Genomic DNA, 12957 nt, shown 5'->3' with positions numbered 1-12957 from the left:
CCGCGTTACAGCCAGTCGGCGTCGGGATCGACGCGGCCCTCGGGCGTCTCGCCGTTGAGGACGGCCGCCACGTCGGCCGCGCCGCTCCGATTCAAGTCGTCTCTGGCCTCCTCGCTGTACCACGCCGCGTGCGGCGTGACGACCGTGTCGTCGCGACCGACGAGCGGGTCGTCCTCGGGCGGTTCCTCGGCGAGCACGTCGAGTCCGGCGGCCTTGATCTCCCCGGCGTCCAGCGCGTCGAGCAGGGCGTCGCCGTCGACGACCGGGCCGCGGCTCACGTTGACGACGACCGAGTCCTCGCTCAGCCGCGCCAGCGCGTCCGCGTCGACGATCCCCCGCGTCGCGTCCGTCAGGGGCGCGTAGACGCCGACGTGGTCGGCGCGGTCGAACAGTCCCTTCAACTCGACCTTCTCGACGCCGTGCTCGGCCATCTCGTCGGCGTCGACGAACGGGTCGTACGCGACGAGGTCAGCGCCGAACCCGGAGAGCTGCTCGGCCGCCCGCCGAGCGATCGGCCCGAACGAGAGCAGCCCGATCGTCGACGCGCTCACGCGCCGGATCGGGACGCCGGTCTCCCAGCTCCACCCGCCGGCCGCGACCGCGTCGTCGTACGCCTTCAGCGAGCGCAGACAGGCGAAAAGCAGCGAGACGGAGTGGGCCGCCACCTCGTCGGTACAGTAGTCGGGAACGCGGGTGACGACCACGCCGCGCTCCGCCGCCGCCGCGACGTCGACGTTGTCCACGCCGACGGCCGAGCGAACGACGACTCGGAGGTCCAGGGCGTCGAGCGCCGCCTCGGTGACGGGCGTGTTGATGTCGGTGACGACTGCGTCGGCGCCGGCCGCCGCCTCGATCAGCCGCTCGGTCGACCCCAACTCCGCGACCTCGACGTCGACCGGTTCGTCGACGGCGCCGCCGAGGACATCGCGGTACGTCTCCGGGTCTATCATCGGGAACGCCGACAGCACAACTTTGGGCATACGCCGGGCTTCTCCCCCGATCCACTTGACGGCTGTCACTAACGCTGTCAGGCCTTCGTACGTCCGTTTCGATCGTGAGGGATCGGCGTCCGCGCGTCGCGTTCCGATGGCTCTTTGCGGCCGCCGCCCCGACGATCCGTCGTGAGCGACGAGCGTTCGAAACCGCCGATGCTGGTCCTGCTGGAGTCGCTGTCCTTCTACCGCAACGTTCGGATCGGGGCGGCGGTCGGTGCACTGTTCGCGGTCCTGCTGTACCTCGTCAGAACCTTGGAACTGCTCGGACCGGTGATCGACGCGCGGGACTACCCGCTGTTCGGGCCGGACGCCTGGTTCCTCCTGCTGGCGTTCGTGTTGGCGGCGACGTCGGCGCTGTTCGTCGCCGTCGTCCTCACGATCGCGACGGCGGTCCGCGGCGCGCGCGAAGACGGACTGGACCGTCCGGAGTAGCCGCGTCGCCGGAGTAACCGATACTGCGGTGTCCGGAGCGGCCGAGACGTGTCGTCCGGAGCGGCCGAGACGTGTCGTCCGGAGCGGCCGAGACGTGTCGTCCGGAGCGGCCGAGACGCGTCGCTCGGGATCGGCGCCACGGGGGACTAAGAGACCGAAACCGGACGGGGATCGAGGGCGACGAGTCAGTCGGCGGTACAGGAGGTCTCGCTCTCGTCGGCGGTGAACTCCTGTGCCGGCTCCGTGAGCTTGTAGAGGTTCTGCCTGGCGTCAGCGAAGTAGACGTCCTCGTCGACGACGTCGATACCCTCCAGCCGTTCGAGCGCGTATCGGACGGTGCGGGCCGAAAGCATCGACTCTTGGACGATCCCCTTCTGGGTCAGCGGTCCGTTGTACTCGAGCACCTTGAAGACGAGCTTGGCGCTCGGCGGGAGGTCGTCGAGACCCTCCGTTTGGGTTCCTTCCATCGTTACGATTCGAAACCGTACACGCTCATAAATGTTGATGGAGCATCCCCGCCAAACCGCCGTTTACCGGAGATATACGCCGCATTTTGCGCCCGAAACCAGCAACATTACCTGGTTTCCACCCGCTGGACTGACCAGTCAGTCAGCGATTCGGTTCGCGCGCGCTTCGGCCGCGGCGGCGCGCGCCGACGGACGGGCGGCGCCGCTCCGCGGCTGGCGCGTCGCGACCGTGGGCGACGGCCGGAACGAACGGTTTTTCACGGGCGCTCGCGGATCCGAAGGCATGAGCGACGATTCGGGCCTGTCCGACCACGCCCGCGGCGTGGTCGTCACGACCATCTGCTGTCTCGCCGGCATCGCCGCCGGCCTCGTCTCGGCCGTCTACGTCGGGACCGACCCCGCCGCCGCGGCGAGCACCACCGCGGTCTTCGTGTTGGGGGCGTTCGTCATCGTCCAGTACCCGGTGTTCAAGGCGGTCGGCGTCGGCGACCTCGGGATCAAAGACAACCTCTACGTGGCGTTTCTCACGTTCACCCTCTGGTTCATCAGCTACACCGTGCTGCTGACGTCCGCCGTCGACCTGGGGATCTGAGATGGCCGACGACAGTATCGCGGTCGTGGACCTCGATCGGTGTCAGCCCGACCGCTGCAACTACGAGTGTATGAAGGACTGCCCGCCCAACCGGACGGGCAAGGAGTGTATCACGAAGCGGGGCGAGGACGCGGAGGAGGGCGACCCCGACCAGATCCACATCTCCGAGGAGATCTGTCTGGGCGAGAGCTGCGGCATCTGCGTCAACTCCTGTCCGTTCGACGCGATCGAGATCATCAACCTCCCCTCCGAGCTCGACGACGACCCGGTCCACCGCTACGGCGACAACGCCTTCTCACTGTACGGCCTCCCGACGCCGGAGCCGGGCAGCGTCACCGGCATCCTCGGGCCGAACGGGATCGGGAAGTCGACCGCGGTCCACGCGCTCGCCGGCGAGATGGTCCCGAACCTCGGGGACCACGCGGCCGACGGCGACTGGGAGCGCGTGCTCGACCGCTTCCGCGGCACCGGTCTCCAGAACTACCTCGAATCGCTGAAGGCGGGCGACGTGACGGTCGCGCGCAAGCCGCAGTACGTCGACCAGATTCCGAACCAGTTCGACGGCAACACCCGCGAACTGCTGGAGCGCACCGACGAGCGCGGCGCGCTCGACGACCTCGTCGACCGGCTCAACATCCGACCGGTGATGGACCAGGACATCGACTCCATCTCCGGCGGCGAGCTCCAGCGCGTCGCCATCGCGGCGTGTCTCGCGCGCGACGCCGACTTCTACTTCCTCGACGAGATCACGCCGTACCTCGACATCGGCCAGCGGATGATCGTCGCCCGGCTCATCCGCGAGCTGGCGGACGACGACGCCGCGGACCGGTCGATGCTCGTCGTCGAACACGACCTCGCCATCCTCGATCTGCTCGCTGACACCCTCCACGTCGCGTACGGGGAGCCGGGCGCGTACGGGGTCATCACCGACCCCAAGTCGGTCCGAAACGGGATCAACGAGTACCTGAAGGGGTACCTCGACAACGAGAACATGCGGATCCGCCCGTCGGCGATCACCTTCGAGGAGCACGCGCCGCGGGTCGCCTCTCGGAGCGAGACGCTGATCGAGTACCCCGACATGACGAAGTCGTACGGCGACGGCGAGTTCGAACTTCACGTCGAGGGCGGCGAGATCAACCGCTCCGAGGTGCTCGGCGTCGTCGGTCCGAACGGGATCGGGAAGTCCACGCTCGCGCAGCTGTTCACTGGCGACCTGACGCCCGACGAGGGCGAGCTGGACTTCGCGCTCGACATCTCCTACAAGCCGCAGTACATCGACATCGACCAGCACATGCGGGTCGACGCGTTCCTCGCCTCGATCACCGACGAGTTCGGCTCCTCGTACTGGAACACCGAGATCGCCCAGCCGCTCCAGTTAGAGCGCGTGATGGAGCAGAACCTCTCGGACCTCTCGGGCGGGGAGCGCCAGCGCGTCGCCATCGCGGCGTGCCTCTCCGACGACGCCGACCTCTACCTGCTCGACGAGCCGTCGGCCCACCTCGACGTGGAACAGCGCGTGCGGGCGACGACCGCGATCCGGCGGTACGCCGAGAACCACGACGCGACGGTGATGGTGATCGACCACGACATCTACATGATCGACCTGCTCGCCGACCGCCTGATGGTGTTCGACGGCGAGCCGGCCGAGCGCGGCCGCGCCGCGCCGCCCCAGGACATGCGCGACGGCATGAACGAGTTCCTCGCCGACCTCGAGATCACCTTCCGCCGCGACGAGCGCACGGGGCGCCCCCGAATCAACAAGCCGGGGTCGCAGCTCGACAGCCAGCAGAAGCGCGACGGCGAGTACTACTACTCGGGCTGAGGCCGACGCGTCGACGACTCGTTCGCCCGCGCCGCCACCCCGCCTCCCGCCGTCTCCCTTCGCCGCTACCCCGAACTTTTCCTCGCCCGACTGCGGACCCACTGCCATGCCCGAGACCGACGCCGACCTGTTCGGCATAACGTGGGAGGACGCCGAAAGCGCGGTCGACGAGGCCGACTTCGCGGTCCTCCCGACCGGGAGCATCGAGCAGCACGGTCCGCATCTCCCGCTCGCGACCGACACGCTCCGCGCGGACCACCTCACCGCCGAACTCGTCGACGCCGCCGACGAGGTCGACCTCGACCTGCTGCGGCTCCCGACGCTGCCGTACGGCCAGTCGGAGCACCACATGCGCTTCCCGGGGACCGTCACCCTCTCGACGGAGACGTACGTCGACGTGGTCCGCGAGATCGGCGAATCGGTGGCCGAACACGGCGTCGACCGCCTGCTGGTCGTGAACTGCCACGGCGGGAACCGCGAGCCGCTGTCGGTCGCCGCCGACCGGCTCGGCCGCGACACCGACCTCACGGTCCACTTCGTCCACTGGACGGACTTCGCGCGCGAGGAGTTGGAGGCGGCGTTCGGCGAGGGGTGGGGCCACGCCGGCGACCACGAGACGAGCTTCGTCGAGCTGTACCGCCCGGACCTCGTCCGGACCGAGAAGAAGGAACCGCAGGAGGCGGAGGAGATGCCCCGAACGCGGAGCTACGAGTACTTCGACGAGGTGACCGAGTTGGGCGGGCTGGGCGACCCGACGAACAGCGACCCGGACGCGCTCGAACCGATCGTCGCCGCGACGACCCGGGAGATCCTCGGCGCGCTCGTCGAGGACCTCGATCGAGGGTGGTGAGCGGACGGGGCTCCGAGCGCCCGCCCGCGCTACCGCCGGTGAGCGGGCGCGGGGGCGCCGCGATCCGATCCGCGGTATCGAAGCGATTAAGCCCGGAACACGCGAACGCCGGCACATGTACCACCTCATCATCCGCGGCGACCCCGACATTCGGCGGGACGCGGTGATCGAGCACGACGGCGAGGAGCTGGTCTGTTTCGGAATCAACGTTCAGGGCGGCTGGCACGGCCCGGACGAGCCGCAGCTCTGGTGTACCGTCGGCACCGAAGAGGAGCGCGAGGCGTACGACAAACGCGAGTACGTCCCCCACTGGCTCGACGTCGAGACGGTCGACGCAGAGGACCTCGACGTGGTCAAGGCGAAAGGCGAGCTGTCGGTCTAACCCGCGCGAACGACCGCTTTTCGCCGGCACACCTCACTCCTCTACCGGCGGGTCCGCCAGCCACGCCTCGATCGCGCCGGCCATCGCGCCGCGGCGGTGGATCGTCCCCGCCTCGGGGTCGACGACCGTGCTCTCAGTGCCGGGCGCCTCTCCGTCGTCGATCACGGCGGCGACCCCCTCGCGGATCCGGTCGTCGAGGTCGTTCGGGTGCGTGACGCTGCCGGTTCCCGAAACGTTGGCGCTCGTCGCCGTGAGCGGACCGGTCTCGGCCAGCAGCGCCCGCGCGAGGTCGTGGTCCGGCACGCGGATCCCGACCCGGTCGCGCCCGGCGGTGAGCGCGTCGGGCACCCGGTCGCCGCGCTCGACGACGACGGTCACCGGTCCCGGGAGGAACGCCCGCGCGAAGGCGACGGCAAGCTCCGTCGGGCGGGTGTAGCGGAGCGCGTCGTCGACGCTCGCGACGCCGAGCGAGAGCGGGTTCGACCGGTCCCGGCCCTTCAGGTCGAAGACGCGCTCGACGGCGTCGGGGTCGAGCGCGTCGGCGCCCAACCCGTACACCGTCTCCGTCGGGTAGACGACGAGGTCCCCCCGGTCGACGGCGGCGGCCGCCGCGCGCAGCTCGTCGGATCGGTCCGGTCGGTCGGCGCTCGTGTCGGCGGTCACGCGCGACCGTTCGGCGCCGAGTTGAAAAAGGGTGACGAGTGTATGCGCGACGTTCGCGTCAGTTGGTTCGCCGCCGTCGCGTCAGTCGACGAGGTCCGCGACCGCGTCGCCGATCGCCTCGGCGTCGGGGAACTCCGGGTGTTCGCTCGCCACCCACGCGTACTCGACGGTGCGGTCGGAATCGAGGAGGAAGACGGCCGGGCGGCTCTCGGTGATCCCGGTCATCCCGTCGATGTCGTGGGCGAGACCGTACTCCTCGATGACGTCCGCGCCGGGGTCGGAGAAGATCCGGACGCCGTCGCCGCGGTCGGCGAGCAGGCGCTTGTGGGCGTACGGCGTCGAGATGGAGAGACCGAGCACGTCGACGTCGTCGGTCCAGCCGTGGTCGTCGACGGTGTTGTAGAGGTACGTCCCCTGGAAGGCGCCGTCCATCGGGTGGAACAGCAGGAGCGTCGGGCCGTCGACGACGTCGTCGAGCGCGCGGTCCTCCCAGTACTCGTCGTTCGCGAGCGGGCGGGTGAAGTCGGGCGCGACCTCGCCCTCGGCGACGTGGTCGGTCTCGGGCAGGGAGACGACGTCGAAGTCGGGCATCTCAGGCACCTCCCTCGGCGTCGGCTGCGCGGCCACCATCGGTCGCCGCGTCGCCGTAGGTCCCCTTGAGGTACTCGACGATGTTCGCGCTCTCGGACATGGTGACGCCGGTCTCGCGGTCGACGATCGCCGGGACGCTCCGGGCGCCGGAGACGCGCTTGACGACGTTGCGCTCGGAGTGCATCGGCTCGACGTATCGGGACCGGTACTCCAGGTCCAGCTCGTTCAGCGTCCGGACCACGCGCTCGCAGAACGGACACGCCTGGAGCCGGTACAGGGTGATCTGTGGCTCGCTCATACCGCGTGATTCGCCCGCGAGACGGGTAATCGTGTCGGCAGCGGCACCCCTCGGCCGCGGCGAGTTTGCGCGACCGTCGAGACGCGCACCTCGCGGTCGGTCGGGCCGCCTCGAGGGGAGCCGAAGGGAACGCTTTAATCGCGGGGCGACGGATGACAAACGGATATGGGCTTGTCGTCTATCGCGCCGCTGGTCGACGTCCTTCAGGTACCGATGCCGGGCGATAGCGTCGTGACCGCTCTCGGCGTCGCCGCGATCCTCTTTTTGGTCGCGCTCTCGGCGTTCTTCTCCTCGTCCGAGATCGCGATGTTCTCGCTGCCGCAACACCGCATCGACAGCCTCGTCGACGAGGGGGTGACGGGCGCGAAGACGATCGCGGACATGAAACAGAACCCCCACCGGCTGCTGGTGACGATCCTCGTCGGCAACAACATCGTCAACGTGGCGATGACCTCCATCGCCACCGCGCTGTTCGGGATCTACCTCTCGCGGGGCCAGTCGGTGCTGGCGACGACGTTCGGAATCACGACGCTCGTGCTGATCTTCGGCGAGAGCGCGCCGAAGTCGTACGCGGTCGAGAACACCGAGTCGTGGGCGCTCCGGATCGCCCGCCCGCTGAAGCTCTCCGAGTACGCGCTGTACCCGCTCGTCGTCCTCTTCGACTACATCGTCAAGGGCGTCAACGCCGTCATCGGCGGCTCGGCGGCCATCGAGTCGACGTACGTCACCCGCGACGAGATTCAAGATATCATCGAGACGGGCGAGCGCGAGGGCGTCATCGAGGAGGAGGAACGCGAGATGCTCGACCGCATCTTCCGCTTTAATAACACCATCGCCAAGGAGGTGATGACGCCGCGGCTCGACGTCACCGCGGTCGCGAAGGAGGACTCCGTCGAGGAGGCGATCGAGACGTGTATCCAGGCCGACCACGAGCGCGTCCCCGTCTACGAGGGGAACCTCGACAACATCATCGGCGTGGTCACGGTGCGCGACCTGGTCCGCGAGCTGCGCTACTCCGAGGGACAGCCCTCCTTAGAGCGGGTGGTCAAGCCCACGCTCCACGTCCCCGAGTCGAAGAACGCCGACGAGCTGCTCGCGGAGATGCAGGACAACCGCCTCCAGATGGTCACCGTCATCGACGAGTTCGGCACCACCGAGGGGATCATCACCTTGGAGGACATGGTCGAGGAGATCGTCGGCGAGATCCTGGAGGGCGACGAGGAGGCGCCGGTGGAGTTCGTCGACGACAACGTCGCGGTCGTCCAAGGCGAGGTGAACATCGACGAGGTCAACGAGATCCTCGGGATCGATCTCCCCGAGGGCGAGGAGTTCGAGACGCTCGCCGGCTTCGTCTTCAACCGCGCCGGCCGCCTCGTCGAGGAGGGCGAGGAGATCGAGTTCGACCAGATCCGGATCCGGATCGAGCGCGTCGACAACACCCGAATCATGTCCGCGCGCGTCACCGTCCTCAATGGCGCCGCGGCCGCGGCAGAGGACTCAAGCACGCCGGTGGAGACGACCGACTCGACCGAGGGCGACGGGACGGTGGAGGCGGACGGCGACGGCGAACCCGCCCAGAACGACACAGAATAAGACGCGGTCGGAGACGGTTTTCGGAGACCGGAGCGATGTTTCTAAATCGCCGCCGGCTTTCCGTGGCGCGTAGCGCCACGCTACTTGCGTCGTCATCAGAACGCGGAGCGTTCTGATTGGCCCACGAGAGCTTCGTTCTCGTGAACGCCTGCGCCCGCCTCGCGACTGCCTCTTTGAGTCCCGCCACTCCGGAAGACGTTCCTGCTCGCTTCGCTGCGCGGCCTGCGACTTCCGTGCTCCCGCTCGCTTCGCTCGCGGGACCGCCCAGCACCGCAGCCTCACGCCTCCCCAGCCTCGTCGCTGGCGCCGCCGGCGCCAGCGACTCCCTCGCGCGTGCTCCTCGCGCCCGGTGGGCGCTCGGAGGCACGCGCCACCGCAGCAGGCGCGCTTTTTAAATTACGGCGGCGCCGACGGTCGGTATGCTCGTCGTCGTCTCCGACACGCACGCACGCGAGGAGTCGAAGCTCCAGGGACGGACCGCGGAGGCGGTCCGCGAGGCGGAGCTGGTGGTCCACGCGGGCGACTTCTACCGCGAGCCGGTGTTGGACGCCTTTCAGTCGGCCGCCGCCGGCCTCCGAGCCGTCTACGGCAACAACGACGACGCCGCGATCCGCGACCGGATTCCAGAGGCGCGGACCGTCGAGTACGCCGGGGTCCGGTTCGCGGTCACGCACCGCCACCGCAGCGGCGACACGGGCCTCGTCATGCTCGGGCGCGGCCGCGACGCGGACGCCGTGATCTGCGGCCACAGCCACCGACCCCGCTTCGACGACGCCGGCGGCCTGCCGATACTGAACCCGGGGAGCCACGCGCAGCCGCGCGGCAATCGCCCGGCGCACGCGGAGCTGACCCCGTCCGATGACGACCCGACCGAAGACGAGGGGGGACTGGAGGGAAAGCTGGTGACGCCGGACGGCGAGACCTTCGAGACGTTCCGGATCGAGGGCGGAAGTACTGAGTGAGAACGAGAGGGGCGTGAGAAGCGTAGCGGGGGAGTCGCCGTCGCGGACCGCGGGGACCGAACGCGACACCCCGCGGACGGCCGGGCCGGCCGACGGTCGTGTGCACGGGGAGGACCCGGATCGCAGCGGGCGCGGGCGCCGGCGGTCGGTCGCACTGGTCGGCCGGGGAGGGGCACCGGGCAGGGGAGAGAGCGAGTGCGGAGCCGACTGGCCGACGTGTCGACCGGCGATTTCAGGCGTGTGAGGGCCGAAGCGGGGGGTCGCACCTGTACCTAACGCGGCTGACAACATATACGTGGCTGAGAGACAAACGAGCGTTTTAGTCATCGAGCGGTCGTCCGCGCGCCGCGGGAGTTCGAGGCGTCACGCGACCGTGCGGCTCGAAACTTATAACCGCGTCCCGACGGATTCGAGCGTATGCTCCCGGTCCAACCGCTGTTCGTCCTGCTGTTGGTGGGTCTTCTCGGGCTGTTCTTCTTCGGGTTCCTCCTCGTCCGTCGCACGGTGACGGGACTGAACGAGGGGTACAACGACGGGCGGAACTGATGGTCGTCGTCACCGCCGCGACGCTGCTCGTCGCCGCCGCCGCCAGCCTCTTCATGGCGTGGTCGATCGGCGCGGGGTCTTCGGGTTCGACCCCGTTCGCGCCCGCGGTCGGCGCGAACGCCATCTCCGTGATGCGGGCCGGACTCGTCGTCGGTGTCCTCGGGCTGCTCGGCGCGATACTCCAGGGCGCGAACGTGACGGAGGCGGTGGGCACCGAGCTGATCGGCGGCGTGACGCTCACGGCGGCGGCGGCCATCGTCGCGCTCGTCACCGCCGCCGCGCTGGTCGCAATCGGCGTCTTCGCCGGCTACCCGATCGCGACGGCGTTCACCGTCACTGGGGCGGTCGTCGGCGTCGGTCTCGCGCTGGGCGGCGACCCGGCGTGGCCGAAGTACGGCGAGATCATGACGCTGTGGGTGCTCACGCCGTTCGTCGGCGGTGGCGTCGCCTACGGGGTCGCGCGGATGCTCATCGGCGAGTCGCTGCCGGAGCGCCCGCTCACGGCCGTCCTCGCCGGACTCGTCGGGGCGATCCTCGCGAACGTCGGGTTCGCGCTGCTCGGTCCCGCCGGCGAACAGGCCTCGGTCGCGACCGTCCTCGGCTCGGGGCTCGGGATCGGGGGCGCAGGCTCCGCCGCGGTGAGCCTCGCGATCGCCGCGCTCGTCGCGGTCGCGGTGTACGCCGACCTCGGCCGCGACCGCGAGGGCGCCCAGCGGCGGTTCCTGCTCGCGATGGGCGGCCTCGTCGCGTTCTCGGCGGGCGGGTCGCAGGTCGGACTCGCGATCGGTCCCCTCGTCCCGATCTTCACCGAGGTCGGCGTCCCGGTGTGGGCGCTGCTCGTCGGCGGCGGGGTCGGACTGCTGGTCGGGTCGTGGACCGGCGCGCCGCGGATGATCAAGGCGATCTCGCAGGACTACGCGTCGATGGGACCGCGGCGGTCGATCGCGGCGCTCATCCCGTCGTTCGCGATCGCGCAGATCGCGGTCGCGTTCGGGATCCCCGTCTCGTTCAACGAGATCATCGTCTCCGCGATCGTCGGCGCGGGCTACGCCGCGGGCGACGCGGGCGTGAGCCGCAAGAAGATGGGCTACACCGTGCTCGCGTGGGTCGGGTCTCTCGTCGGCGCGTTCGCGCTCGGGTTCGGCGTCTACTCGCTCGTCGACCTCGTGGTGTGAAGCGGCCCCGTCGGTCGCCGCCGCGGGGCACTCAGGCGCGCAGCCCCGGATACGTCGGCAGCCGCGCGGACCGCGCGCTGCCGTCGACGAAGGGGAGATCGACGGCGGCAGCCGGGACCTCGTCGCCGTCGACGCGGACGGTGACCGAACCGAGGTCGGCGTCGAACGCGACGAGCGCCAGCCCGATCGGGACGTCCGTCGCGGGACCGACCGCGGCGCGCGTGACCTCGCCGACCGCCTCGTCGCCGTCGAAGACGGCCGCGCCGGACGCGGGGAGCGCGTCGTCGATCCCCTTCGGGTTCGCGTCCGCGTCGACGTCGGCGACCGCCTCGGCGAGACCGTCGAGTTCGAGACCGACGAGGCGGCGGCTCGGTCGCCCCTGATTCTCCACGCGCGAGACGACCTCCTGGCCGACGTAACACCCCTTGTCGAAGTCGAGCGCGTTCCGGAGACCGAGGACGTTCGGGACCGTCCCCGCCAGCTCGTACTCGAAGAGGGGGGTGCCGGCCTCCGTCGCGAGCGCGTCCCACGTCCGGTAGCCGAAGGGCGTGGCGTTGAGTCCGCGGTTGATCAGGGTGTCGAACACGTCGCCCGCGTCGGCGGCGGCACAGACGATCTCGTACCCCTCCTCGCCAAGCGGACCGTCCGTGGCGATCACGGTGACGCCGGCGTCGACCATCGACCCGCGGACGAACGAGAGCGGTTCCTCGGGCGCGCCGGGACCGCCGAGGACGGACGCAACCTTCTCCGTCGACTTCGGACCGTGAACGCCGAACACGCCGAACTCGTCGGAGACGTCGTCGATCTCGACGTCCTGGATGAACACGTTCTCCGCCCAGTCGGCGGCGACCGCCTCGGTCCGCTCCGGCGGGAGGAACACGAGCAGCCGCTCGTCGGCGTTGTACACGTACATGTCCGTCTCTATCCCGCCCTGCGGGTCGAGCAGGAGCGCGTACGTCCCCTCCCCGTCCGCGGTCGGGACGCGGTTCGAGACGGCGTTGTCGACGAACTCGACGCGGTCGGCTCCCCTGACGGCGAGGACGCCGTACCCCATCTCGATCACGCCGGCGACCTTTCGAACCGCCTTGCCGACGCGAACGGGCTTCCCGTAGTGGTCGACCACCTCGCGGCCGCCGCGGTCGCGGTACGCCGCGCCGTGCGCGTCGTGGGTACCGGAGACGAGCGTCATGATCGCAGAGACGCGATCGAGGGCCAAAAGGCCGCCGTCTCGGCCGGCTACAGTCCGATCCGGTCGCGGATGGCGTCGACGAGGCTCTCCGACGGGTCGTCGGTCGGTTCGTCGGGGTCGGGGACGACCCGCTCGTGGGCGTACACTCGAACGCGTTCCTCCGACTCCACGATGATAAGCGAGTCCTCTTTCAGCGCCGAGAGCGCCTCCTCGACGGCGTCGATGTCGGCGTCGACGGCCGCGCGAAGTTCGAGGACGGTCATCCCCTCGTCGCCGCGGTCGACGAGCGCGTCGAGCAGCGCGACCTCGACGTCCGGCCGGTCGCGGTATTCCGGCTTTGCGGCCATACCGGTCCCTTGTGCGGGACGGACTTTACGTCTACCGGCGGGAGGAGAGAACT

16 protein-coding genes are annotated in these 12957 nt (G+C 69.6%); 9 read left to right on the top strand and 7 right to left on the bottom strand.

The window, feature by feature from the left end:
• Window positions 1-5 precede the first annotated feature (5 nt).
• The gene (locus J2744_RS11605) at window positions 6-980 is read right to left on the bottom strand and encodes a C-terminal binding protein (protein ID WP_210113514.1); all 975 of its coding nucleotides are present in this window, start codon (window positions 978-980) and stop codon (window positions 6-8) included.
• A gap of 141 nt (window positions 981-1121) precedes the next feature.
• On the opposite strand from J2744_RS11605, the gene J2744_RS11600 reads away from it, so the two are divergent.
• On the top strand, window positions 1122-1427 hold the full coding sequence (locus tag J2744_RS11600) for a DUF7536 family protein (protein WP_425544855.1): 306 nt from the start codon (window positions 1122-1124) through the stop codon (window positions 1425-1427).
• A 185-nt stretch (window positions 1428-1612) separates the two neighbouring features.
• Here J2744_RS11600 and J2744_RS11595 read toward each other — a convergent pair whose 3' ends face one another.
• The gene (locus J2744_RS11595; protein ID WP_210113513.1) at window positions 1613-1894 is read right to left on the bottom strand and encodes a MarR family transcriptional regulator; all 282 of its coding nucleotides are present in this window, start codon (window positions 1892-1894) and stop codon (window positions 1613-1615) included.
• Window positions 1895-2177: 283 nt separating this feature from the next.
• Between J2744_RS11595 and J2744_RS11590 the strand changes: the two genes are divergently transcribed.
• The 4 genes from J2744_RS11590 to J2744_RS11575 all read left to right on the top strand — a co-directional run bounded on the left by J2744_RS11590 (window position 2178) and on the right by J2744_RS11575 (window position 5540).
• Entirely contained in the window at window positions 2178-2486 is a 309-nt protein-coding gene (locus J2744_RS11590; RefSeq protein WP_210113512.1) for an EMC6-like membrane protein, read from the top strand.
• A 1-nt stretch (window position 2487) separates the two neighbouring features.
• Window positions 2488-4308 carry a ribosome biogenesis/translation initiation ATPase RLI gene (locus J2744_RS11585; protein ID WP_210113511.1) on the top strand — a complete coding sequence of 607 codons (1821 nt, stop codon included), beginning with the start codon at window positions 2488-2490 and terminating at the stop codon, window positions 4306-4308.
• A 106-nt stretch (window positions 4309-4414) separates the two neighbouring features.
• Window positions 4415-5158 (top strand): creatininase family protein, encoded by a 744-nt coding sequence (locus J2744_RS11580; RefSeq protein WP_210113510.1) that lies wholly within the window; start codon window positions 4415-4417, stop codon window positions 5156-5158.
• A 115-nt stretch (window positions 5159-5273) separates the two neighbouring features.
• On the top strand, window positions 5274-5540 hold the full coding sequence (locus J2744_RS11575) for an HAH_0734 family protein (RefSeq protein ID WP_210113509.1): 267 nt from the start codon (window positions 5274-5276) through the stop codon (window positions 5538-5540).
• 33 nt (window positions 5541-5573) lie between these two features.
• Here the strand turns inward: J2744_RS11575 and J2744_RS11570 are convergent, their stop codons facing one another.
• The 3 genes from J2744_RS11570 to J2744_RS11560 all read right to left on the bottom strand — a co-directional run bounded on the left by J2744_RS11570 (window position 5574) and on the right by J2744_RS11560 (window position 7092).
• On the bottom strand, window positions 5574-6203 hold the full coding sequence (locus tag J2744_RS11570) for an L-threonylcarbamoyladenylate synthase (RefSeq protein ID WP_210113508.1): 630 nt from the start codon (window positions 6201-6203) through the stop codon (window positions 5574-5576).
• A gap of 81 nt (window positions 6204-6284) precedes the next feature.
• The gene (locus J2744_RS11565) at window positions 6285-6794 is read right to left on the bottom strand and encodes a redoxin domain-containing protein (RefSeq protein WP_210113507.1); all 510 of its coding nucleotides are present in this window, start codon (window positions 6792-6794) and stop codon (window positions 6285-6287) included.
• A 1-nt stretch (window position 6795) separates the two neighbouring features.
• Window positions 6796-7092, bottom strand: a complete 297-nt coding sequence (locus J2744_RS11560) for a glutathione S-transferase N-terminal domain-containing protein (protein WP_210113506.1) — start codon at window positions 7090-7092, stop codon at window positions 6796-6798.
• Window positions 7093-7257: 165 nt separating this feature from the next.
• On the opposite strand from J2744_RS11560, the gene J2744_RS11555 reads away from it, so the two are divergent.
• From J2744_RS11555 to J2744_RS11545, 4 genes are all read left to right on the top strand, one after another.
• On the top strand, window positions 7258-8685 hold the full coding sequence (locus J2744_RS11555) for a hemolysin family protein (protein WP_210113505.1): 1428 nt from the start codon (window positions 7258-7260) through the stop codon (window positions 8683-8685).
• A 419-nt stretch (window positions 8686-9104) separates the two neighbouring features.
• Window positions 9105-9647 (top strand): metallophosphoesterase, encoded by a 543-nt coding sequence (locus J2744_RS11550; protein ID WP_210113504.1) that lies wholly within the window; start codon window positions 9105-9107, stop codon window positions 9645-9647.
• 417 nt (window positions 9648-10064) lie between these two features.
• Window positions 10065-10193, top strand: coding sequence for a DUF7859 family protein (locus tag J2744_RS15435; protein ID WP_255331289.1), 129 nt, complete (start codon window positions 10065-10067; stop codon window positions 10191-10193).
• Complete coding sequence (locus J2744_RS11545) at window positions 10193-11368, top strand: inorganic phosphate transporter (protein WP_210113503.1); 1176 nt, start codon at window positions 10193-10195, stop codon at window positions 11366-11368. Before J2744_RS15435 ends, J2744_RS11545 begins: the two co-directional genes overlap by 1 nt.
• Window positions 11369-11399: 31 nt before the next feature.
• Here J2744_RS11545 and ygfZ read toward each other — a convergent pair whose 3' ends face one another.
• A complete protein-coding gene (gene ygfZ, locus J2744_RS11540; protein ID WP_210113502.1) occupies window positions 11400-12557 on the bottom strand; it encodes a CAF17-like 4Fe-4S cluster assembly/insertion protein YgfZ in 1158 nt (385 codons plus the stop codon).
• A gap of 47 nt (window positions 12558-12604) precedes the next feature.
• Entirely contained in the window at window positions 12605-12904 is a 300-nt protein-coding gene (locus J2744_RS11535; RefSeq protein ID WP_210113501.1) for a DUF6432 family protein, read from the bottom strand.
• Window positions 12905-12957: the final 53 nt, after the last annotated feature.

This window comes from Halorubrum trapanicum (assembly GCF_017873555.1).
GTDB lineage: Archaea > Halobacteriota > Halobacteria > Halobacteriales > Haloferacaceae > Halorubrum > Halorubrum trapanicum.
This window is presented reverse-complemented; position numbering and strand designations above follow the sequence as displayed.

What these genes read in the sequence shown, in the direction of transcription:
- J2744_RS11605 (WP_210113514.1), bottom strand. Translation starts at nt 980, where the DNA reads ATGCCCAAAGTTGTGCTGTCGGCGTTCCCGATGATAGACCCGGAGACG.
- J2744_RS11595 (WP_210113513.1), bottom strand. Translation starts at nt 1,894, where the DNA reads ATGGAAGGAACCCAAACGGAGGGTCTCGACGACCTCCCGCCGAGCGCC.
- J2744_RS11590 (WP_210113512.1), top strand. Translation starts at nt 2,178, where the DNA reads ATGAGCGACGATTCGGGCCTGTCCGACCACGCCCGCGGCGTGGTCGTC.
- J2744_RS11585 (WP_210113511.1), top strand. Translation starts at nt 2,488, where the DNA reads ATGGCCGACGACAGTATCGCGGTCGTGGACCTCGATCGGTGTCAGCCC.
- J2744_RS11580 (WP_210113510.1), top strand. Translation starts at nt 4,415, where the DNA reads ATGCCCGAGACCGACGCCGACCTGTTCGGCATAACGTGGGAGGACGCC.
- J2744_RS11575 (WP_210113509.1), top strand. Translation starts at nt 5,274, where the DNA reads ATGTACCACCTCATCATCCGCGGCGACCCCGACATTCGGCGGGACGCG.
- J2744_RS11565 (WP_210113507.1), bottom strand. Translation starts at nt 6,794, where the DNA reads ATGCCCGACTTCGACGTCGTCTCCCTGCCCGAGACCGACCACGTCGCC.
- J2744_RS11560 (WP_210113506.1), bottom strand. Translation starts at nt 7,092, where the DNA reads ATGAGCGAGCCACAGATCACCCTGTACCGGCTCCAGGCGTGTCCGTTC.
- J2744_RS11555 (WP_210113505.1), top strand. Translation starts at nt 7,258, where the DNA reads ATGGGCTTGTCGTCTATCGCGCCGCTGGTCGACGTCCTTCAGGTACCG.
- J2744_RS11550 (WP_210113504.1), top strand. Translation starts at nt 9,105, where the DNA reads ATGCTCGTCGTCGTCTCCGACACGCACGCACGCGAGGAGTCGAAGCTC.
- J2744_RS15435 (WP_255331289.1), top strand. Translation starts at nt 10,065, where the DNA reads ATGCTCCCGGTCCAACCGCTGTTCGTCCTGCTGTTGGTGGGTCTTCTC.
- J2744_RS11545 (WP_210113503.1), top strand. Translation starts at nt 10,193, where the DNA reads ATGGTCGTCGTCACCGCCGCGACGCTGCTCGTCGCCGCCGCCGCCAGC.
- ygfZ (WP_210113502.1), bottom strand. Translation starts at nt 12,557, where the DNA reads ATGACGCTCGTCTCCGGTACCCACGACGCGCACGGCGCGGCGTACCGC.
- J2744_RS11535 (WP_210113501.1), bottom strand. Translation starts at nt 12,904, where the DNA reads ATGGCCGCAAAGCCGGAATACCGCGACCGGCCGGACGTCGAGGTCGCG.